Origin of the sequence: Streptomyces sp. S07_1.15 (assembly GCF_020739505.1) — a bacterium.
GTDB classification, from domain to species: domain Bacteria; phylum Actinomycetota; class Actinomycetes; order Streptomycetales; family Streptomycetaceae; genus Streptomyces; species Streptomyces xinghaiensis.
Genome location: NZ_JAJBZK010000001.1, coordinates 3,113,198 through 3,134,481 on the forward strand (window position 1 = coordinate 3,113,198; position 21,284 = coordinate 3,134,481).

Below are 21,284 nucleotides of genomic sequence, written 5' to 3' on the forward strand. Positions count from 1 at the left end.
GGCTCCTCGCACTCGCACACATGTGCCAGGCTGTGCCCGCCAGTTGTCGACACCGGAAGGGGAGCGCGGGTGGCCGCCATGCAGCTGACACGCACACACCGCATCTTGATCGGGGTGGTGGTCGCCGGTGCCGTGCTGATCGCGGCGATCGGCTTCGCCGGTTCGTACGCGGCGGTCCGCGACCTCGCCGAGCAGAAAGGGTTCGGCGCCTTCTCCGTCGTCTTCCCCATCGGGATCGACGCGGGGATCGTCGTCCTGCTCGCCCTGGACCTGCTGCTGACCTGGATCCGCATCCCGTTCCCGCTGCTGCGCCAGACCGCCTGGCTGCTCACCGCCGCCACCATCGCCTTCAACGGTGCCGCGGCCTGGCCCGACCCGCTGGGCGTCGGCATGCACGCGGTCATCCCCGTCCTCTTCGTCGTCTCCGTCGAGGCCGCCCGGCACGCCATCGGCCGGATCGCCGACATCACCGCCGACAAGCACATGGAGGGCGTACGCCTCTCCCGCTGGCTGCTGGCCTTCCCCTCCACCTTCCGGCTCTGGCGCCGGATGAAGCTGTGGGAACTGCGCTCCTACGACGAGGTCATCCGCCTCGAACAGGACCGCCTCGTCTACCAGGCCCGCCTCCGCGCCCGCTACGGCCGCGCCTGGCGCCGCAAGGCACCGGTCGAGTCGATGATGCCGCTCCGGCTGGCCCGCTACGGCGTCCCGCTCGCCGAGACCGCGCCCGACGGACTCGCCGCCGCCGGCATCGACCCGGCCGCCCCCGCCGCCGTACGCCCCTCACCGCGCCGCCCCGAACTCACCGCCGGGGAACACCACGCCGGGGAGCACCACTCCGGGGCCGGCGCCGGGCAGGCGCCCGGCCACGAACGCCCGGCGGAACACACCACCGCCGGGGAGTCCGCGCCGACCGCCGGATACGGCGCCGCGGACCACACCGCCGCCGGCCCCGAGTACACCGGAACCCCCCGGTACGACGGAGCCCCGCACCACGACGGAGCCCCGCACCACGACGCAGCCCCGCACCACGACGGAGCCTCCGAGTACCCCGCCGCCCCCGGGCCCGTCCGCGAACCCCTCTCCCCGGCCGAGCCGGTCTCCCCCCGGGTGACCGTGCCGGTCGCCCCGGGCCGCGAGCGCCCCCTGGGCAGCCCGCAGCCGTACGTCCCGGCGCAGAGCGGCCCCTTCCCGGCCGAGCCGGGCCCCGCCGCGGAGGAGGAGACCGCCGCCGCGCCGGGCCTGCCCGACGACATGTCCCGCGAGGAGGCGTACTTCGGCGCGTTCCGCCGGTACGTCGCCGAGCGCGGCGACTTCCCCAACGCCCGCCAGTTCGGCCTTTACCTCATGGACCTCTACGGCATCCGCGGCCGCACCGGCGGCCCGCTCAGCGAGAGCTCGCTCCGCGGCTACCTCCGCGAGTTCCGCCACCGCTACACGGCGGAGATGGACACCGAGCACATCGCCTGACGGGCCCGCGCCGGCCCGCGCCGCCGCTGCGCCGGCCCGCCCCCGCGGCTCGCCCGCGCCCTACACCCGGGCCGCCAGCAGCTTCCGCACCCGGTCCGCGCCGACCGCCAGCAGCAGCGTCGGCAGCCGCGGCCCCGTGTCCCGGCCGACCAGCAGCTTGTACAGCAGGGCGAAGAACGACCGCTGCGCCGTCTTCAGCTCCGGCGTCGGCTTCGCGTCCGCCGGGAGGCCCGCCTGCAGCTTCGGCACCCCGTAGACCAGAGCCGTCAGCCCGTCGAGCGACCAGTGCTCGTCCAGCCCGTCCAGGAGCAGCCGCAGCGACTCCCGCTCCGTCTCCCCGAGCGAGGCCAGCAGCTCGGTGTCCGGCTCCTCCCGGACCCGGGTGCGCTGCTCGGCCGGCACCTGCGTCCGGATCCAGTTCTCGGCGCGGTCCAGCCGGGGCCGGGCCTCGTCCAGGGAGTTGATCGGGTTCTCCGGGTCGAGGTCACGCAGGATCCGCAGCGTCTGCTCGCCGTGCCCCGTGGTGACGTCCACCACGGAGGCGAGCGTCCGGTACGGCAACGGGCGCGGCGTCCGCGGGAGTTCACCGACGGCCGTGCGGGTGGCACGGCGGTACGCGGCGGCGTCCGCGGGCTGCGCCGAGCCGTCGGCGATCCTCCGCTCCAGGGCGTCCCACTCGTCGTAGAGCCGCTGGATCTCCTGGTCGAACGCGATCTTGAAGGACTGGTTCGGCTTCCGCCGCGCGTACAGCCAGCGCAGCAGCGGCGCCTCCATGATCTGCAGGGCGTCCTCGGGCGTCGGCACACCGCCCTTCGAACTCGACATCTTGGCCATGCCGCTGATGCCGACGAAGGCGTACATCGGCCCGATCGGCTGCTCGCCGCCGAAGATCTCCTTCACCAGCTGCCCGCCGACGACGTACGACGAGCCGGGCGAGGAGTGGTCCACCCCGGACGGCTCGAACACCACGCCCTCGTAGGCCCAGCGCATCGGCCAGTCGACCTTCCACACCAGCTTGCCGCGGTTGTGCTCGGAGAGCAGCACCGTCTCGCCGTGCCCGCACCGGCAGACGTACGTCAGCTCGGTGGTCTCGTCGTCGTATCCGGTGACGGTCGTGAAGTCCGTCCCGCAGACCGAGCAGTACGGCTTGTACGGGAAGTAGCCCGCACCGGCGCCCGAGCCGTCGTCCTCGGCCGCCGCGCCCGAGCCCTCGGCGGCGGCCTCCGCCGCGGCGGCCTCGGCCTCGTCGAGCTTCTTGCCCTTCTGCTGCCCGCCCGCTCCCGCCTTCTGCGCCCCCGGCTTCCCGGCCCCGCTCTTCTCCTTGGTGCGGTAGCGGTCCAGGACGGCGTCGATCCGCGCACGCTCGCGCATGGCGAACAGGATCTGGTCGCGGTACGCGCCGGAGGTGTACTGCAGCGTCTGGCTGATCGGGTGCACCTCGATGCCGAGCTGCTCCATCGCCGCCACCATCGGCGCCTTGAAGTGCTCGGCCCAGTTGGCGTACTCGCTGCCGGGCGGCGCGGGCACGCTGGTCAGCGGCTTGCCGATGTGCTCCGACCAGGACGGGTCGATACCGGCCGGCACCTTGCGGAAGCGGTCGTAGTCGTCCCAGGACAGGATGTGGACGCAGTCGTGCCCGCGCCGCTTGATCTCGTCGGCGACGAGGTGCGGGGTCATCACCTCGCGGAGATTGCCGAGGTGGATCGGACCGGACGGGCTCAGCCCCGAGGCGCAGACGATCGGTTTGCCGGGGGCACGGCGCTCCGCCTCGGCGATGACCTCGTCCGCGAAACGGGAGACCCAGTCGGTCTCAGTGCTCTGAGCCACGATCGGCACGTCCTCTTCTTTCTTCGCTTCCTGCGCTCGGAAGCCGGGCGGTGCGCCCGGCGGTGAGTCCGGCGGTGAGCCCGACGCCGCCATTCTCCCAGACCCGTTAATGCCCCGGATGCCACGGGAGCGCCGTGGGATACTGGCGGCGAACGCCGCCGGTCCGCCCGGCACCGCGGCCCGGCAGCGCCGGAGCGGCACCGGGCGGCACTGGGCGGCACAGTCCGCCGAGCGGCCGCCACGGCCCCGCACCCCACCGCGAAAGAAGGCGCTAGCTCCTCATGGCCCCGGTCCCTTCCCTTGCCGCAACCGTCCACCAGCGTCTCGCCGAGGCCCTCGCCGCCGCCCTGCCGGAGGCCGGCGCCGCCGATCCGCTGCTGCGACGGAGCGACCGGGCGGATTTCCAGGCCAACGGCATGCTGGCGCTGGCGAAGAAGCTGGGCGGCAACCCCCGGGAGCTGGCGGGGCAGGTCGTGGACCGCATCCCCACCGCGGACGACGCCGACCCGGACCCGGTCGTCCGGGCCATCGAGGTCTCCGGCCCCGGCTTCCTCAACATCACCGTCGCCGACTCGGCCATCACCTCCACGCTGGCCCTGCGCGCGGCGGACGACCGGCTGGGCGTGCCGTACGCGGAGCGCCCCGGCACCACGGTCATCGACTACTCCCAGCCCAACGTGGCCAAGGAGATGCACGTCGGCCACCTCCGCTCCACGGTGATCGGTGACGCCATCGTGCAAATCCTGGAGCACCGGGGCGAGACGGTGGTCCGGCGGCACCACATCGGCGACTGGGGCACCCAGTTCGGCATGCTCATCCAGTACCTGATCGAGCACCCGCACGAGCTGGACCACGCCTCCGACACCGCGGACGCGACCGCCGAGGGCGAGGCCGCGATGTCCCGCCTCAACCGGCTCTACAAGGCGTCCCGCGCGCTGTTCGACTCCGACGAGGAGTTCAAGGACCGGGCCCGCCGCCGGGTGGTGGACCTCCAGGCGGGGGACGAGGAGACCCTCGCCCTCTGGCACAAGATCGTCGACGAGTCGAAGATCTACTTCCGCGGCGTCTACACCAAGCTCGACGTGGAGATCCGCGACGAGGACGTCGTCGGCGAGAGCGCCTACAACGACGACCTGCACGCGGTCTGCCGGGAACTGGAGTCCTCCGGGGTCGCCGTGCGCTCCGAGGGCGCGCTCTGCGTCTTCTTCGACGATGTGAAGGGCCCCGACGGCAAGCCGGTGCCGCTGATCGTCCAGAAGTCCAACGGCGGCTTCGGCTACGCGGCCACCGACCTCGCCGCCATCCGCGACCGCGTCGGCAGCCTCAAGGCCGACACCCTGCTGTACGTCGTGGACGCCCGGCAGGCCCTGCACTTCAAGATGGTGTTCGAGACCGCCCGCCGCGCCGGCTGGCTGCCGGAGGGCGCCGCGCGGCAGCTCCCGTTCGGCACGGTCCTCGGCAAGGACGGCAAGCCGTTCAAGACCCGTGAGGGCGAGACCGTGCGGCTGGTCGACCTGCTGGACGAGGCGGTGGACCGGGCCGCGGTGGTCGTCGCCGAGAAGGCCCCGGACCTGACGGCGGAGGAGGTCTCCGAGCGCGCCGCGCAGGTCGGCATCGGCGCGGTGAAGTACGCGGACCTCTCCACCTCGCTCACCCGCGACTACATCTTCGACCTGGACCGGATGGTGTCCCTGAACGGCGACACCAGCGTCTACCTGCAGTACGCCTACGCCCGTATCCAGTCCATCCTCCGCAAGGCCGGCACGGCCGTCCCGAAGGCCCGCCCCGAGCTGCCGCTGTCCCCGGCGGAGCGGGCGCTGGGGCTCCATCTGGACGAGTTCGCCGAGACGCTGGCGGCGGTCGCCGAGACGTACGAACCGCACAAGCTGGCCGCCTACCTCTACCAGCTGGCCTCCGCGTTCACCACCTTCTACGACCAGTGCCCGGTGCTGAAGAAGGACAACTCCCCGGAGCTGGTGGAGAACCGCCTCTTCTTCTGCGACCTCACCGCCCGCACCCTGCGGCAGGGCATGGCGCTGCTGGGCATCCGCACCCCCGAGCGGCTCTGACGGGACGGTCCGCCACCCGTCGCGGCTCCTGCGGGTCCGGCGGGCCGGCGGGCTCACGCCGCCGGGTCACCCGGGCGGCGAGGCGGCCAGGGCGGCCACCCGACCTCAGGATCCAACGGGCCCCCATCCACCGGCGACCGGCCGGCGGGTGGGGGCCCGCGGCGTTTCCGTCCCGGCGAGCGCACACGGGCAAGCGCCGCAGACGCCGGGCCCCCGGCTCTGCGACGCACCCCGCCTGCCGCACGACCGGCGTACGCGGCCCGGAGTGGATCACGGCGGTACGCTCACCCCGGCAACCGATACCGCACCACCCGGCACAAAATCCCCCGCACCGCCCCCCACAGCCCCTTGACCCCACCGAACGAAACGAGTGAGCGAGCCCCATGCCCCACCCCCTCCTCGACCTCGCACCGCTCTCCGCCGAGCACTTCGCCGCCATCGAACGGCAGGTCGCCTCCGTGATGGGCACCGACGCCGACGTGATCGTGATGCAGGGTGAGGCGCTGCTGCCGTTGGAGGGCTGTATCCGGAGCGCCGCCCGCCCCGGCTGCACCGCGCTCAACATCATCACGGGCCCGTACGGACAGACGTTCGGCGGCTGGCTGCGCGACAGCGGCGCCACAGTCGTCGACATCGAGGTCCCGTACGACACCTCCGTCTCCGCCGAGACCGTCCGGAGGGCCCTGCAAGAGCACCCGGAGACCGAACTCGTGTCCCTGGTGCACGCGGAGGCCGCGACCGGCAACACCAACGCCGTCGCACCGGTCGGCGCGGTGGTCCGTGAACACGGCGCGCTCCTGATGCTCGACGCGGTGGCCTCCGTCGCCGCCGAGCCGCTGCACACCGACGCCTGGGGTGTCGACCTGTGCGTGATCGGCGCCCAGAAGGCGATGGGCGGCCCGGCCGGGGTCTCGGCCGTGTCGGTGAGCGAGCGGGCCTGGGAGCGGATCCACGCCAACCCGGGCGCGCCGCGCCGCTCGTACCTCTCCCTCCTGGACTGGAAGGAGCGCTGGATCAACCCCGGCCGCATCGCCCTGCCGCACGCACCGGCGCAGTTGGAGATGCTGGCCCTGGAGGCGTGCATCCGGCGCATCGAGGAGACCGGCGGGCTGGACGCGTCCATCGCCCGCCACCGCGCCACGGCCGCCGCTCTGCGCGCCGGTGTCGAGGCCCTGACCGATCAGAGCGCGGAGGGCCTGCGCCCGTACGTGACCGACGCCCGCGACGCCGCCCCGGTCGCCACGACCCTGCGGGCCCCCGACTCCCTCGACGCCCGCGAACTCGTCGCCGCCGCACTGGCCGTCGCCCCGTCCGGCTCCCCCGCCCCACCGCTGGCCGCGGGCGGCGGCGCCCTGGGCGGCGAGATGATCCGGGTCAACCACTACGGCCCCGACGCCACCCCGGGCACGGTCGTCCGCGTCCTCTCAGCTCTGGCCGAGGCCCTGAACGCGGCAGGCGTCCGCGCCGACTTGGACGCCGCCTCCACGGCGGCAGAGGCGGCCTGGTCGGGCCCGGAGGAGTAACACCGGCAGGAGAGGCCGAGAGGCTGAGAGGCCGGAAAGACACGGACCGAGGTCGCCGACGGCATCCCCGGCCCTGTCCCCATACGCGAGGCAAGAACGCGGACGGCCCGGCCCCTGCCTTCCCCGCCGACAACGCCCAGGCCGCCTGCACGGCCCGCCCCACCGCAAGCCGCTTCCACCGAGTCCCCGGAGAAGGCAACAAGCTGTCCACACGCCATGGGAGCTTCGCCGGGTGTGCCGCACGGCTGCCGCTGCGGCGGGTGTGTCCGGGGTTGTCCGGTGCCGCGCTGGTGCAGGTTACGGCGCCGGGTGGGCGGCGCGATGGTGGTCGCGGGTGCATCGCGGACCGCGGGTGTCGTTCTGGTGCAGGTTACGGCGCCGGGTGGGCGGCGCGATGGTGGTGACCGGTGCGTCGCGGGCTGCCCCTTGTTGTTTCGGTGGGGGTTACGGCATCCGTGCTGGGGGGGGCCGGTGGTCGGTCGTCTATCCGGGACCGTGCGCACCCGGGGACGGTTCGAAAAGCGATGGCGTGGCTGGTGCCGGTGGGTGGTTGCGGGGGCACACGCGCGCCTGGGCTTGTCGGCTTTCCCGTTCGTCGTGGCGGGCTGTCGGTGGTGATGGTCGTGGCGGGTGACGGCCTGGGGTTCGGGTCTCTCTGGTCTCCTCGGCTGCCGACCGGTGGATGGTGATAACCGAGTCTGCGCGTTGAGACCCAGGCGGCTGCCGTTCGCCGGTGCCTATCTACGCCGAGGCGCACGCGTAACCCTCGCCGGGTGATGCCACCCAGTGGCGCACGGGGTGAGTGTCGGGTTCGGGTTCCGGGTGTTGGGCAGGGGTGTGGGCCCCTCCGCGCGGTGGCGGAGGGGCTGGCGCCGGTAGCCGGAGCCCGCTCGGGCTAGGTGTGGGTGTGGGGTGGGTTGGTGTAGGTGTGGCCCGTCGGAGCGGTCCAGGTCACTTCGCCGGTGTCCGGGTTGCGTTCGGCCTGCCATCGGGTGCGGTGTTTCAACAGGTGGTGGCGTCGGCACAGCGGCATCAAATTGTCCGGCTCCGTCGCCCCACCCGCTTGCGGGTCCTGGTGGTCGAAGGGCTGGATGTGGTCGAGGTCGCAGCGGTGGGCGGGCATCTGGCAGGAGGGGAAGGTGCACGTCCCGTCGCGGGCGGTGACGTGGCGTTGGGTTTCGGCGGTGGGCTTGTAGGTGGTGGGGTCGGTCTTGATCAGCAGGCCGGTCTTCGGGTGGGTGATCAGACGCCGCCAGATCGTGCCCGAAGCGAAAGCCACCTCCCGCGCCGCAGTCGCACTGATCGGTCCGTAGCCCTTGAGCTGTGCGGGCTCCTCATCCACCCCCATCAGGGTGTCGAGGGACACCGTCACCTGCACCACCGCCGCCGACCGGCCACCCGCAGTCGCCTCTCCGGCAGGGCGGTTGACGACCAGGTCAAACAGGGCATCCACCCGCTTCTGGTTCAGCGTGCGTCCGTCATCGGCGAAGGTGGCGGCGTGGGCGTCAACGGCCGCGTCCAACTGCGCGGCCTGCGGGACGGGCAGGAAGGCGGTCCAGGTGGCCATGCCGTCCTCGGTGGCCCGGTGCCAGATCGTGCGGTCCTCCCGCCGCCGGCGATGCCGCCGCTCCGCCCCCTGCGGATCGGCCTTGAGCACCGCACGGTTCAACGCCCGCCGGGTCTGACCCACCGACTGGCCCGGCATCTTGGGCAGCACCATCGCCTCCACCCGCCCGGCGGCCTCCGGGTCGAGGGTGCCGGTGACCTCCGCCACCGCCTTCGCCTGCAGATAGCAGATCTCCCCGCGCTCCAACAGGCTGACCGTGGTGGGGAAACGGCCCTCCAGGGCGGTGGCGACTGCCAGGCGGTCCGCGGCCGTGTTTCCCGACAGCTTCAACGCACAGGCGACATCCTCACAGGCGAAGTTCCAGTCATAGTCCACCCAGCCCAACTCATTCGGCGCCGCCTCCAGCGCATCCGCCTCGATATCGGCCAGCAGACCGACCTGCTGCGCCTGGATCCAGGAGGTGTGCCGCTCCCAGGCCTTCAGCGCATCGATCCGCCCCGTGGTGGAGAGCTGCCCGCGCTCCAACAGGCCGAGCATCGCCGCCGTCTGCGGACCAGGCACAGCCGACGCGAGGTGGGCGGCCCACTCATCCGCCGTCACCGGCTGTCCCGGCACCCCGGTGGTGTCCCCGGTTGTGGCCGTGTCGTCGTGGTCGAGCAGCGTGGCCTGCATGACATTCCCCCCATCCTGATCCCGCGCGTGAACTCCCGCCCTCACGGAGCGAGTTCGTACTCCTCATTTTCTGTCACGTACGGTGATGAATCCAGGTCCAGGGCATGGAACCACCCGAACGAGTGAGCGAAAGCGGACCCGGGAACTCCACCCATGGCCCACACCAGGCACCGGTAGCGCGGCCATGGCCACGGGACTGCCACAGCCCGCCGCGGCGGCGGAGCAGCCCGAGAACCGGAGCGCGCCTGCCTCCGGCTTTCACGACCCGGCCGGCACCAGGCCACCGCTCATGACCCACCCGCAACCACCCCTCACCGCCGGACCACCCCCGGAAGAACCCCACCAGCGGGAGCCGACACCCCCACAGCAGCCACGACAGCCGGACACCACCGCCACCACCGACAGCCCGCCACGACGAACGGGAAAGCCGAAGAACCCAGGCGCGCGTGTGCCCCCGCAACCACCCACCGGCACCAGCCACGCCATCGCTTTTCGAACCGTCCCCGGGTGCGCACGGTCCCGGATAGACGAACGACCACCGGCCCGCCCCCAGCACGGATGCCGTAACCCCACCAAAACAACAACGGGCAGCCCGCGACGCACCGGTCACCACCATCGCGCCGCCCACCCGGCGCCGTAACCCCAACCAGCACGCCACCGGACAGCCCGCGACGCACCCGCCTCGGCCACCCCGCCGCCGACTGCGGGCGGCGGCGCCCTTGGTGGGGCAAGCCGCCGACCACCTGTATTCCCGGAACTCCTAGAACTCCCGGAACTCCCGGAGGACGAACCCGAGCCCCGGGCTACTCCTTCCGGCCGGTCGCGGCGACGGTGACCCCAAGGCCGATCATCGCGAATCCGCCCGCTCCGCCGACCAGGGCGAGTCGCCTCGGCGAGCGGGCGAACCAGCTTCGCGCGGCGGCCGCAGCCAGCCCCCATACGCTGTCGCAGCTCACCGCGATGACGTTGAAGACCAGTCCGAGCAGCATCATTTGGAGGGCGGCGTACCCCTGGCCGCGGTCGACGAACTGCGGCAGCACGGCGGCGAAGAACACCATGGTCTTGGGATTGGCCACGCCAACCGCGAACCCCTCCCACACCGTGCGCCGCAGACCACCGCGCCCCCGTTCCTGTCCCGGTTTCGGCCCTGGCCCCGGTCCCGGCCCCGGCCCGTCAACGGCGCCCGACGGTGGCGGCGTCTCGATCCCGTGGTACGCCCCCCGCTGCCGCACCGCCCTGATGCCGAGGTACACCAGATACGCGGCACCCGCGAGCTTCAGCACCGTGAAGACCAGAACCGACCGTTCCACCACAGCCCCGACACCGAGGGCCACGGCCACGACGAGGATGCAGGAGCCGAGCGTGTTGCCCGCGACCGTGGCCAGCGCGGCGCGGCGTCCCTGCGCCAGAGCCCGTCCGATCACGAAGAGCACGCTGGGGCCGGGGATCACGATCAGCAGGAAGGACATGGCCGCGAATGCCAGAAGCCGGTCGGTGGACACCATGCTGCTCACGCAACACGAGAACCGCTCGTGCGTCCATGCCGTTTTCCGCCGGTTCTTCGCCAGCGGATCTCCGCCCCGCCAGGCGTCCGGACCACCAGGCGGCCGTACAGACCTCCGGGCCCCGCCCCGTGCCCACCCGGCGCACCGGGCGGGGACGGGTCCTGAAAGGTCCGTCACGAAGTCGCTGTCACAGAGTCACGGAGTCACAGAGTCACGGAGCCGTCGTCGCTCCCCCGGCCGCCCCAACCGCCCGGCTGTCCCCGGCCGCCCGGCCGCCCCCGGCCCTCCCCGTTCACTCCCCCCGGGCCAGCCGCTGTGCGGCCTCCACCGCCCAGTAGGTGAGGATCATGTTCGCCCCGGCGCGCTTCGCGCCCGTCAGCGTCTCCATGATGGTGCGGTCGCGCTCGATCCAGCCGTTGGCCGCCGCGGCCTCGATCATCGCGTACTCCCCCGACACCTGGTACGCCGCGACCGGCACGTCCACCGCGTCCGCGACCCGGCGCAGCACGTCCAGGTAGGGCAGGGCGGGCTTGACCATCACGATGTCGGCGCCCTCGGCCAGGTCCAGCGCCAGCTCGCGCAGCGACTCCCGTGCGTTGGCCGGGTCCTGCTGGTAGGTCTTCCGGTCGCCCTTCAGCGACGAATCGACGGCCTCGCGGAACGGGCCGTAGAAGGCCGACGCGTACTTGGCCGTGTAGGCGAGGATCGAGACGTCCTGGTATCCGGCGCCGTCCAGTGCCTCCCGGACGACCTTCACCTGGCCGTCCATCATGCCGCTGGGGCCGACCACATGGACGCCGGCCTCGGCCTGCACGCGCGCCATCTCGGCGTAGCGCTCCAGCGTCGCGTCGTTGTCGACCCGGCCCGCCGCGTCGAGGACCCCGCAGTGCCCGTGGTCGGTGAACTCGTCGAGGCACAGGTCGGACATGACGACGAGGTCGTCGCCGACCTCGGCCCGCACATCGCGGATGGCGAGCTGGAGGATGCCCTCCGGGTCGGTCCCCGCGGTGCCGCAGGCGTCCTTCTCCAGCGGCACCCCGAACAGCATGATCCCGCCGAGCCCCGCCTCGGCCGCCTCGGCGGCGGCCTTCCGCAGGCTGTCCCGGGTGTGCTGGACGACGCCCGGCATCGAGGACACCGGCACGGGCTCGCCGATCCCCTCCCGTACGAAGGCGGGGAGGATCAGCTCGGCGGGGTGCAGCCGGTGCTCGGCGACCATGCGGCGCATCGCCGGGCTGGTGCGGAGCCGGCGCGGCCGGACTCCCAGGTGCTCCAGTCCGACGGTGCCCGCTCCCTGCTGGCGGTCGTTGCTCATGAAGTGGCGCGCCTCCTGCGCGATCCGGGCCTGCGCTCGCTCGGACGGGTGACGGGGTCGCCCGCCTCGATGGCGGCCGCCCGGCGCTTGGCGCCGAAGTCGGCGAGCGCCTCGGCGAGCCGGGTGACGGACGGCTCGGGCGACAGGACGTCGACCCGCAGGCCGTGCTCCTCCGCCGTCTTGGCGGTGGCCGGGCCGATACAGGCGATGACGGTGACGTTGTGCGGCTTGCCGGCGATGCCGACGAGGTTCCGCACGGTGCTGGACGAGGTGAAGAGCACGGCGTCGAAGCCGCCGCTCTTGATGGCCTCCCGGGTCTCGGCCGGCGGTGGCGAGGCGCGCACGGTCCGGTAGGCCGTGACGTCGTCCACCTCCCAGCCCAGCTCGATCAGCCCGGCCACCAGGGTCTCGGTGGCGATGTCGGCGCGCGGCAGGAAGACGCGGTCGATCGGGTCGAACACCGGGTCGTACGGCGGCCAGTCCTCCAGGAGCCCGGCGGCCGACTGCTCGCCGCTCGGCACCAGGTCGGGCTTCACGCCGAACTCGACCAGCGACTTGGCGGTCTGCTCGCCCACCGCCGCGACCTTGATCCCGGCGAAGGCGCGGGCGTCGAGCCCGTACTCCTCGAACTTCTCCCGGACGGCCTTGACGGCGTTGACCGAGGTGAAGGCGATCCACTCGTAGCGGCCGGTGACGAGGCCCTTGACCGCGCGCTCCATCTGCTGCGGGGTGCGCGGCGGTTCGACGGCGATGGTCGGCACCTCGCTGGGCACCGCGCCGTAGGAGCCGAGCTGGTCGGAGAGGGACGCGGCCTGCTCCTTGGTCCGCGGCACCAGGACCTTCCAGCCGAAGAGCGGCTTGGACTCGAACCAGGAGAGCTGGTCCCGCCGGTCGTCGCAGCTGTGTTCGCCGACGACGGCTATGACCGGCTGCCCGCCGTCCGCCGAGGGCAGCACCTTGGCGGCCTTGAGCACCTGTCCGATGGTGCCGAGCGTGGCGGTCCAGGTGCGCTGGCGGGTGGTCGTGCCGGCGACGGTGACGGCCATCGGGGTGTCGGGCTTCCGCCCGCCCGAGACCAGTTCGGCGGCCGCGGCCGCGACGGTCTCCAGGGTGGTGGAGACGACGGCGGTGGCGTCGCTGGAGCCGACCTCGGTCCAACATCGCTCGGAGGCGGTGGCGGCGTCGATGAACCGGACGTCGGCGCCCCGGGCGGAGCGCAGCGGCACACCGGCGTAGGCGGGCACGCCCACGGCGGTCGCCACTCCGGGCACGACCTCGAAGACGATGCCCTCGGCGGCGCAGGCGAGCATCTCCTCGGCGGCGTCGCCGTCGAGGCCGGGGTCGCCGCAGAGCGCACGTACCACCCGCTTGCCGCTCCGCGCGGCCTCCATGACAAGATTGGCGGCACCCTCCAAGGCGTGTACCGCCGTGGAGTTTGATGTGCCGTCATGCGCCCGCAGCTGCGGGATGTCCACCCCTGCCCGCGTGTGGGTGACCACGACGTCGAGCACCTGCGGGTCGGCGACCAGCACGTCCGCGTGGGTGAGCGCCTCCACGGCGCGCAGCGTCAGCAGTCCCGGGTCTCCGGGCCCGGCACCGAGGAAGGTGACGTGACCGAGGGGCGGCTGGTGTGCGGAACGGAAGTTTACGGCGGTGGGGCTCACAGTGCTCGCTCCCCCATAAGACCGGCCGCACCCTTGGCGAGCATCTCGGCGGCGAGTTCGCGGCCGAGAGCCGCGGCGTCGTCGAGCGACGAGGGTACGGGACCGGTGGTGGACAGCTGCACCAGCGTCGAGCCGTCGGTCGTGCCGACGACGCCGCGCAGGCGCAATTCGGTGACAGTCTGCCCGTCGGCCAACAGGTCGGCCAGCGCCCCGACGGGTGCGCTGCAGCCGGCCTCCAGGGCGGCGAGCAGGGAACGCTCGGCGGTCACGGCGGCCCGCGTGTGCGGGTCGTCGAGCTCGGCGAGCCGGGCCGCGAGGTCGGTGCCGTACACCTGGTGCACGGCGGCGCACTCGACGGCCAGCGCCCCCTGGCCGGGAGCGGGCAGGACGGCGTCGACGGGAAGCTTCTGCGTCGCCTCGCCGGCGCGGCCGACCCGGTTGAGGCCGGCGGTGGCGAGGACGACCGCGTCGAGCTCGCCGGAGCGCACGTAGCCGATGCGGGTGTCGACGTTGCCCCGGATCGGTACGGTCTCGACGGCGCCGCCGAGTGCGGCGGCCCAGGCGTTGAGCTGCGCCATGCGGCGCGGCGATCCGGTGCCGATCTTCGGCGCCGGGCGGCCGTCGCAGCCGAGGGCGGCCAGCTCCTCGAAGGTGAGGCCGTCGCGCGCCACCAGGGCGTCGCGCGGGTCCTCGCGGACCGGTACGGCCGCGACGACGAGGTCCGCCGGCTGCGTGGTCGGCAGGTCCTTCAGCGAGTGGACCGCCAGGTCGATGTCGCCGGCGAGCAGTGCGTCGCGCAGGGCGGAGACGAAGACGCCGGTGCCGCCGATCTGCGCGAGGTGCTCACGGGAGACGTCGCCGTAGGTGGTGATCTCGACCAGCTCGACGGGGCGGCCGGTGAGGCCGCTGACGGCGTCCGCCACCATGCCGGACTGGGCCATGGCGAGCTTGCTGCGCCGGGTGCCGAGCCGGAGCGGTCCGCTGCCCGCGAGGGCGCCGGAGCCGGTGACGGTGGTGGCGGCGGTCGTGCTCGCCGTGCCCGTCGTGCTCGCCGTGCCGGTCGTGCCCGTCGTCCCGGTCGTGGTCGTGCTGTTCGTGATCCTGCTGGTGGTGCCGGTGGTGCTCATGGTGCCCTTGTCGGTCATGCCCGCTCCCGTTCGGAGTCGCCGCTGTCGGCCCGGCTGACGGCGGCGACCGCCTTGGGGTCGAGGTCGAAGAGTTCACGCAGCGCGTCCGCGTACCCGGCGCCGCCGGGCTCGCCCGCGAGCTGCTTGACCCGCACGGTGGGCGCGTGCAGGAGCTTGTCGACGACACGGCGCACGGTCTGGGTGATCTCGGCGCGCTCCTTGTCGTCCAGGCCGGGGAGGCGGCCGTTGAGCCGGGCCATCTCGCTCCGGACCACGTCGGCGGCCATGGTGCGCAGGGCCACCACGGTGGGGGTGATGTGGGCGGCCCGCTGCGCGGCGCCGAAGGCCGCGACCTCCTCGGACACGATGGTCCGCACCCGGTCGACGTCGGCCGCCATCGGCGCGTCGGCGGAGGCCTCGGCGAGGGTCTCGATGTCCACGAGCCGTACGCCCCGGACGCGGTGCGCGGCGGGGTCGATGTCGCGGGGCATCGCCAGGTCCAGCAGCCGCAGCCCGGGGGCGGCCGCCGGTGAGGCGGGCCCGGTCCTGGCGGCGAGGGCGTCCTGGAGGTCGTCGGCGGTCAGGACGAGTCCGGTGGCGCCGGTGCAGGAGACGACGACGTCGGCCAGCGCCAGCTCACCGGGGACGCTCTCCATCGGGACGGCCCGCGCGGCCGGCCCGGCGTCGCTCCCGGCCGCGGCCGCGGCGGCCGTCCGCTGCTCGGCCAGTCCGGCCGCGAGCCGCTCGGCCCGCTCCAGGGTGCGGTTGGCCACCGCGATCTCGCGGACGCCCGCGCGCGCGAGGGTCGCCGCCGCGAGGGACGACATCGAGCCGGCGCCGATGACCAGCGCCCGCTTGCCCGCCGCCCAGTCGGTGACCTGCGCGGCCCCCTCGGCGGTGGCGAGCTCCGCCAGTCCGAAGGTGACCAGTGACTGGCCGGCCCGGTCGATCCCGGTCTCGCTGTGGGCCCGCTTGCCGACCCGCAGGGCCTGCTGGAAGAGGTCGTTCAGCAGCCGCCCGGCGGTGTGCAGCTCCTGCCCGAGGGCGAGCGCGTCCTTGATCTGGCCGAGGATCTGCCCCTCGCCGACGACCATCGAGTCCAGGCCGCAGGCCACCGAGAAGAGATGGTGGACGGCCCGGTCCTCGTAGTGGACGTAGAGATACGGGGTCAGCTCGTCCAGTTCGACACCGCTGTGCACGGCGAGCTGGGTGGACAGCTCGGCGACCCCGGCGTGGAACTTGTCCACGTCGGCGTAGAGCTCGATGCGGTTGCAGGTGGAGAGCACCGCGGCCTCCGCGGCCGGCTCGGCGGCGAGCGCGTCCTGGAGCAGTTTGCCGCGTGCCTCGGGGGCGAGGGCGGCCCGCTCCAGCACGCTGACCGGCGCGCTGCGGTGGCTCAGACCGACGACCAGGAGACTCATGCCGGCATCACGGCGGGGACGTCCCCGTCCGGGCCCTTTCCTCCGGCGGTGCCGCCGCGGACGGCGGGGGCCGGGCGCGCGGGGGCGGCCAGGGCCTCCTCGCCGGCCTTCCGCTGCTCGTGGAAGGCGAGGATCTGCAGCTCTATGGAGAGGTCGACCTTGCGCACGTCCACCCCGTCCGGAACGGAGAGGACGGTGGGCGCGAAGTTGAGGATCGAGGTGACCCCGGCCGCGACGAGCCGGTCGCAGACCTGCTGGGCGGCGCCGGCGGGGGTCGCGATGACGCCGATCGAGACGCCGTTGTCCTCGATGATCGCTTCGAGTTCGTCGGTGTGCTTCACCGGCAGGCCGGCCACGGGCTTGCCCGCCATGGCCGGATCGGCGTCGATGAGCGCGGCGACCCGGAACCCGCGGGAGGCGAAGCCGCCGTAGTTGGCGAGCGCGGCGCCGAGGTTACCGATACCGACGATCACTACCGGCCAGTCCTGGGTCAGGCCGAGCTCGCGGGAGATCTGGTAGACGAGGTACTCGACGTCGTAGCCCACACCCCGGGTGCCGTAGGAACCGAGGTAGGAGAAGTCCTTGCGGAGCTTCGCGGAGTTGACCCCGGCCGCGGCCGCGAGTTCCTCTGATGAGACCGTGGGAACCGAACGCTCGGACAGAGCGGTCAGAGCGCGCAGATACAGCGGTAGCCGGGCGACGGTGGCCTCGGGAATCCCTCGGCTTCGGGTCGCCGGTCGGTGCGTTCGGCCAGTTGCCACGGTGCTCCTGCGGGTAGAGCGAGGCTGTGGGCGGCCTCGTCTCCACGGACCGCCCCGTCTTTTGCAGGCTATGTCTTTGTGAACGTGTGCACAAAGATGGTGTCCGTTTTGTCCTTGCAAAGTGATCGGGCTCACGCGATGGAATCGCGCCACCGGGGAACCGGGCACGGCGTTCACCGCACCACCACATCGCGCCACGCACGGGGGCACCGGCTCACCCCTCTTCGCCACTCCACCCCCGAGCGCACCAGAACGGGCCCCGATGCTAGTGGAGTACCTGGCCGGTTCCCACCCGTCGTACGGCCCCGGATGCCCGGGCCGGCGGCCGGAACGCGGCGGGACGGCGCCCGGGCCGGAAGCCCGCGGGCCACCTCCCCGCGCGGCGCCGCGTCCGCCCGGCACAATGCACTCCATGAGCCCATTCCCGCGCCGTTCCCGCCGCGACCCCGCCGACCGCGTCGTCACCCTGATCGGCAAGCCCGGCTGCCATCTGTGCGACGACGCCCGCGACGTGATCAGCGCCGTCTGCGGCGAGCTCGGGGCCACCTGGGAGGAGAAGGACATCACCCGGGACGAGGAGCTGTACCGCACGTACTGGGAGCAGATCCCGGTGGTGCTCGTGGACGGGGCCCAGCACGACTTCTGGCGGGTGAACCCGGACCGCCTGCGGAAGGCCCTGCGCGGCTGAGGAGGCCGGGGCTCCGGGGCCCCGCACCCTCCCCCCGGGGGGACGCACCCGAAGCGCCCCCGGGCCGGGTCACATCAGCGCCGTCGGTTGTTCACGCGCCGCAATTCTCCCGTCTCCATGAGGGCATGATCAGTGACTATGCTCGGTTCCATGGCCTCTCTGGGATGGCTCCCCCACCGCAAGCGCTCCGCCACGGCCCGCAGTGTGCTCGCCGGCGAGGCGGCGGCCGAGGCCGCGCGCAAGACGTCCCTGGCACCCGGGGTCGCCGAGGCCGCGCCGGAGGCGGCGAAGGCCGAACCGGAGTTCCCCGTCGTCGGCGATGTCCGCGCGGCGGCGTTCTTCGACCTGGACAACACGGTCATGCAGGGCGCGGCCCTGTTCCACTTCGGCCGCGGCCTCTACAAGCGGGAGTTCTTCAGCAAGCGCGAACTCGCCCGGTTCGCCTGGCAGCAGACCTGGTTCCGGCTGGCCGGCGTCGAGGACCCGGCCCACATGGAGGACGCCCGCGACAGCGCGCTGTCCATCGTCCGCGGCCACCACGTCTCCGAGCTCATGGAGATGGGCGAGGAGATCTACGACGAGTACATGGCCGACCGGATCTGGCCCGGCACCCGGGCGCTGGCCCAGGCCCATCTCGACGCGGGCCAGAAGGTGTGGCTGGTCACGGCCGCCCCGGTGGAGGCAGCGACGATCATCGCCCGCAGGCTCGGCCTCACCGGCGCGCTGGGCACGGTCGCCGAGTCCGTCGACGGCGTCTACACCGGCCGGCTGGTGGGCGAGCCGCTGCACGGCCCCGCCAAGGCGGAGGCCGTACGGGCCCTGGCGCTGGCCGAGTATCTGGACCTGACGCGCTGCGCCGCGTACAGCGACTCGCACAACGACATCCCGATGCTGTCGATCGTCGGGTATCCGTACGCGATCAATCCGGACACCAAACTGAAGCGGCACGCCCGGGAACACGACTGGCGGCTGCGCGACTACCGCACCGCGCGCAAGGCCGCCAAGGTCGGCATCCCCGCGGCCGCCGGTGTGGGGGCGCTGGCGGGCGGGGCCGCGGCGGCCGCCGCCCTGCACCGCCGGCGGCGGTGACGGAGCCGCGTCCGTCCGCGCCGGGCCCGGACCGGGATCCGCGCATCGCCACATCCCGCACCGGAATCGGACAGAAGGTGCACCGAAACAGTCACATCACGGGCCTCGTTCGATATTCGATCGATCAGCATTCCATAACGCACGGGAACTAATCGGCGATTTGAGCAACTCGGCGTAGCACCGCCTACACGAAGCGTTATTCTCCTCAGACGCAATACCGGTTCCCACGATCCCCTGCACCGGGTGAACGGTTCCGCACTGCACGTGATGGAAGCTCTGCCTCTGGGAGTCCCGTGTACCCACATGTCGGGGTTGACGCCTCGGGCCTGGCCACACTCCGCGCCGCGGTCCTCGACCAGCTGCGCGACCTCGTCCCCTCCGCCTGCGCCGCGCCGGCCCTCGCCGTCCCCGCCTTCGCCCTGCCGTCCATCGCGGCCGGTGTCCCCGCCGCCGTCAACAGAAGGGTCCCGCTCACCTCCGGCGCCGCGGGCGCCGGAAGCGGCCGCACCTCCACCGCCCGCCGGCCCGCGGCCGACGGCGACAGCCGCCGCATGATGGACCTGGTCGAGCGGGCCCAGGACGGGGAGGCCGAGGCCTTCGGCCGCCTCTACGACCAGTACGCCGACACCGTGTACCGCTACATCTACTACCGCGTCGGCAGCCGGGCCACCGCCGAGGACCTCACCAGCGAGACGTTCCTGCGGGCGCTGCGCCGCATCTCCACCTTCACCTGGCAGGGCCGGGACTTCGGCGCCTGGCTGGTGACCATCGCCCGCAACCTCGTGGCCGACCACTTCAAGTCCAGCCGCTTCCGCCTGGAGATCACCACCGGCGAGATGCTCGACGCGAACGAGGTCGAGCGCAGCCCGGAGGACTCCGTCCTGGAGTCCCTCTCCAACGCCACGCTGCTGGACGCCGTCCGCCGGCTCAACCCCCAGCAGCAGGAGTGCGTGACCCTCCGCTTCCTCCAGGGCATGTCGGTCGCGGAGACGGCGCGGGCGATGGGCAAGAACGAGGGCGCCATCAAGACCCTGCAGTACCGGGCGGTCCGCACCCTGGCACGCCTGCTGCCCGAAGACGCCCGCTGACCGGGCCGCCCGCCCCCACCGGCTCCGCCGGACGGAGCAGCGTGCGCCCCCCGGCGTGGAACGGCCGCCGTTCCCGCGTAACCCCATGGTGGAGCCGCTCGTTGTGCGGAATGCAGACTCCCAGCGGTTGCGCCATGCTTGCTACACGTCACTCTTTCGAGTGGTCGTGCTCAAGTCCGGCAACCGCCTCCACCGGCCCGGGAGTCGCAGCTGACGAGGAGAGGAGGTGCCGCCTGTGATCGGATCCGTATCGGCGCACCGGCGGGCGAACGCCTTCGCCGGAGCCCTGGACGAGCAGCGGCCCGAACCGCCGGCGGACGACCCCGAGCTGGGGAGACTGCTGGCCCTGGCCACCGGGCTCGGTGAACTGCCGGAGCCCCGGCTGGACCCGGAGGTCAGAACGGTCCAACGGGCCCGGCTGGTCGCCGCCATGGAAGCCATGCTCGCCGACGGCGCCGAGAGTTCCGGGAGCGGGGAGGGCGAGGCCGCACGCGCGTCCGTGCCCGGCCAGCGCGCCGGCGCGCACGCCCGCCGCCGCAAGAGACTCGGCAGGCTGCGCCTCCGCTCGCGCTGGTCCAAGGGGCTCGCGGCCGGCGGACTGACGGTGGGGGTCGCCGCCGGGGCGTTCGGCGGCGTAGCCGCCGCCAGCTCCGACGCACTGCCCGGCGATTCGCTCTACGGCCTCAAGCGCGGCATGGAGGACCTGAAGCGCGGCATGGCCGACGACGACCGCGAGACGGGCAAGCTCTACCTCGACCAGGCCTCCACCCGGCTGCGCGAGGCCGCCCGGCTGATGGAGCGCGGCCGCGCGGGAGAGCTGGACGAGGAGTCGCTCGGCGAGCTCCGCCGTGCCCTGACGGGCATGCGGCACGATGCCGCCGAGGGCCACCGCCTGCTCAGCTCCGTCTACGAGCGGAACGGCTCCCTGGCCCCCATCGAGGCGCTGGACTCCTTCACCCGCACGCACGGCGAGGGCTGGCGCTCGCTCAGCAACCGGCTGCCGCACCAGCTCGTCGACGTGCGCGACGGCGTGACGGCCGTCATGGAGGCCATAGAGCGGGAGTTGGACCCCCTGAAGTCCCTGCTTCCCGACCCTCCGGACCCCGGCGGGCCCGGTCCCCGGGACTCCTCCGGCCGCTCCTCGATCCCGGCCGGTCCGGAGAGCGGGGCCCCGGAGTCGGCATCGCCCCGCACCGGCCCCTCCGTGAGTGCCACGGGCGGAAGCGAGCCCCTGCCCTCCGGCTCCGGCTCGGGCTCCGGCGAGCGGGAAGAGGACGGGCTCATCGGCGGCGCGGGCGATCTGCTCGACCCGCCCGAGACCAGCGCCCCGTCCGACCCCTCCGACGAGGGCGGGGTGAGCACCCCGGAGGAACCGGACATCACCATCCCGCCCCTCTTCCCGGGTCTGCTCACGGAGTTCGGCTTCGAGGAGGACACCCCTTAGCGGCTCCCCACGAACGGCACCGCCATGCCGCCTCCGGTCCCCTTCCGGCAACGC

Annotated in this window: 15 protein-coding genes; 7 read left to right on the top strand and 8 right to left on the bottom strand. The window is 73.0% G+C overall.

What is annotated here, in order from left to right:
* Positions 1-78 precede the first annotated feature (78 nt).
* Positions 79-1,470: a DUF2637 domain-containing protein gene (locus LIX60_RS13345; protein ID WP_227958609.1), complete on the top strand. Its 1,392-nt coding sequence runs from the start codon at positions 79-81 to the stop codon at positions 1,468-1,470.
* A gap of 60 nt (positions 1,471-1,530) precedes the next feature.
* On the opposite strand, the gene lysS is transcribed toward LIX60_RS13345, so the two are convergent.
* The gene (lysS, locus tag LIX60_RS13350; protein WP_227958610.1) at positions 1,531-3,306 is read right to left on the bottom strand and encodes a lysine--tRNA ligase; all 1,776 of its coding nucleotides are present in this window, start codon (positions 3,304-3,306) and stop codon (positions 1,531-1,533) included.
* Positions 3,307-3,578: 272 nt separating this feature from the next.
* Here lysS and argS point away from each other — a divergent pair, with 272 nt between their 5' ends.
* Together argS and LIX60_RS13360 are read left to right on the top strand one after the other, a co-directional pair.
* A complete protein-coding gene (gene argS, locus LIX60_RS13355) occupies positions 3,579-5,366 on the top strand; it encodes an arginine--tRNA ligase (RefSeq protein ID WP_227958611.1) in 1,788 nt (595 codons plus the stop codon).
* A 383-nt stretch (positions 5,367-5,749) separates the two neighbouring features.
* Positions 5,750-6,889 (top strand): alanine--glyoxylate aminotransferase family protein, encoded by a 1,140-nt coding sequence (locus LIX60_RS13360; RefSeq protein ID WP_227958612.1) that lies wholly within the window; start codon positions 5,750-5,752, stop codon positions 6,887-6,889.
* A gap of 895 nt (positions 6,890-7,784) precedes the next feature.
* On the opposite strand, the gene LIX60_RS13365 is transcribed toward LIX60_RS13360, so the two are convergent.
* The 7 genes from LIX60_RS13365 to LIX60_RS13395 form a co-directional block, all read right to left on the bottom strand.
* Positions 7,785-9,128, bottom strand: coding sequence for an HNH endonuclease signature motif containing protein (locus LIX60_RS13365; RefSeq protein ID WP_227958613.1), 1,344 nt, complete (start codon positions 9,126-9,128; stop codon positions 7,785-7,787).
* An 803-nt stretch (positions 9,129-9,931) separates the two neighbouring features.
* Positions 9,932-10,633 (bottom strand): LysE family translocator, encoded by a 702-nt coding sequence (locus LIX60_RS13370; protein WP_227958614.1) that lies wholly within the window; start codon positions 10,631-10,633, stop codon positions 9,932-9,934.
* 292 nt (positions 10,634-10,925) lie between these two features.
* Positions 10,926-11,948 carry a porphobilinogen synthase gene (hemB, locus tag LIX60_RS13375; protein WP_227958615.1) on the bottom strand — a complete coding sequence of 341 codons (1,023 nt, stop codon included), beginning with the start codon at positions 11,946-11,948 and terminating at the stop codon, positions 10,926-10,928.
* A complete protein-coding gene (locus tag LIX60_RS13380) occupies positions 11,945-13,612 on the bottom strand; it encodes a bifunctional uroporphyrinogen-III C-methyltransferase/uroporphyrinogen-III synthase (protein ID WP_227958616.1) in 1,668 nt (555 codons plus the stop codon). Before LIX60_RS13380 ends, hemB begins: the two co-directional genes overlap by 4 nt.
* Positions 13,609-14,757, bottom strand: a complete 1,149-nt coding sequence (gene hemC / locus LIX60_RS13385) for a hydroxymethylbilane synthase (RefSeq protein WP_227958617.1) — start codon at positions 14,755-14,757, stop codon at positions 13,609-13,611. The genes LIX60_RS13380 and hemC overlap by 4 nt, the downstream gene beginning before the upstream one ends.
* Positions 14,754-16,160, bottom strand: coding sequence for a glutamyl-tRNA reductase (locus LIX60_RS13390; RefSeq protein WP_227958618.1), 1,407 nt, complete (start codon positions 16,158-16,160; stop codon positions 14,754-14,756). The genes hemC and LIX60_RS13390 overlap by 4 nt, the downstream gene beginning before the upstream one ends.
* The gene (locus LIX60_RS13395; RefSeq protein ID WP_227958619.1) at positions 16,157-16,921 is read right to left on the bottom strand and encodes a redox-sensing transcriptional repressor Rex; all 765 of its coding nucleotides are present in this window, start codon (positions 16,919-16,921) and stop codon (positions 16,157-16,159) included. Before LIX60_RS13395 ends, LIX60_RS13390 begins: the two co-directional genes overlap by 4 nt.
* Positions 16,922-17,324: 403 nt before the next feature.
* Between LIX60_RS13395 and LIX60_RS13400 the strand changes: the two genes are divergently transcribed.
* From LIX60_RS13400 to LIX60_RS13415, 4 genes are all read left to right on the top strand, one after another.
* The gene (locus LIX60_RS13400) at positions 17,325-17,609 is read left to right on the top strand and encodes a glutaredoxin family protein (RefSeq protein WP_227958620.1); all 285 of its coding nucleotides are present in this window, start codon (positions 17,325-17,327) and stop codon (positions 17,607-17,609) included.
* Between the two features lie 150 nt (positions 17,610-17,759).
* Positions 17,760-18,698 carry an HAD family phosphatase gene (locus LIX60_RS13405; protein ID WP_043473466.1) on the top strand — a complete coding sequence of 313 codons (939 nt, stop codon included), beginning with the start codon at positions 17,760-17,762 and terminating at the stop codon, positions 18,696-18,698.
* A 293-nt stretch (positions 18,699-18,991) separates the two neighbouring features.
* Positions 18,992-19,786 (top strand): ECF subfamily RNA polymerase sigma factor, BldN family, encoded by a 795-nt coding sequence (locus LIX60_RS13410; protein ID WP_227958621.1) that lies wholly within the window; start codon positions 18,992-18,994, stop codon positions 19,784-19,786.
* 235 nt (positions 19,787-20,021) lie between these two features.
* The gene (locus LIX60_RS13415; RefSeq protein ID WP_227958622.1) at positions 20,022-21,230 is read left to right on the top strand and encodes a DUF5667 domain-containing protein; all 1,209 of its coding nucleotides are present in this window, start codon (positions 20,022-20,024) and stop codon (positions 21,228-21,230) included.
* Positions 21,231-21,284 lie beyond the last annotated feature (54 nt).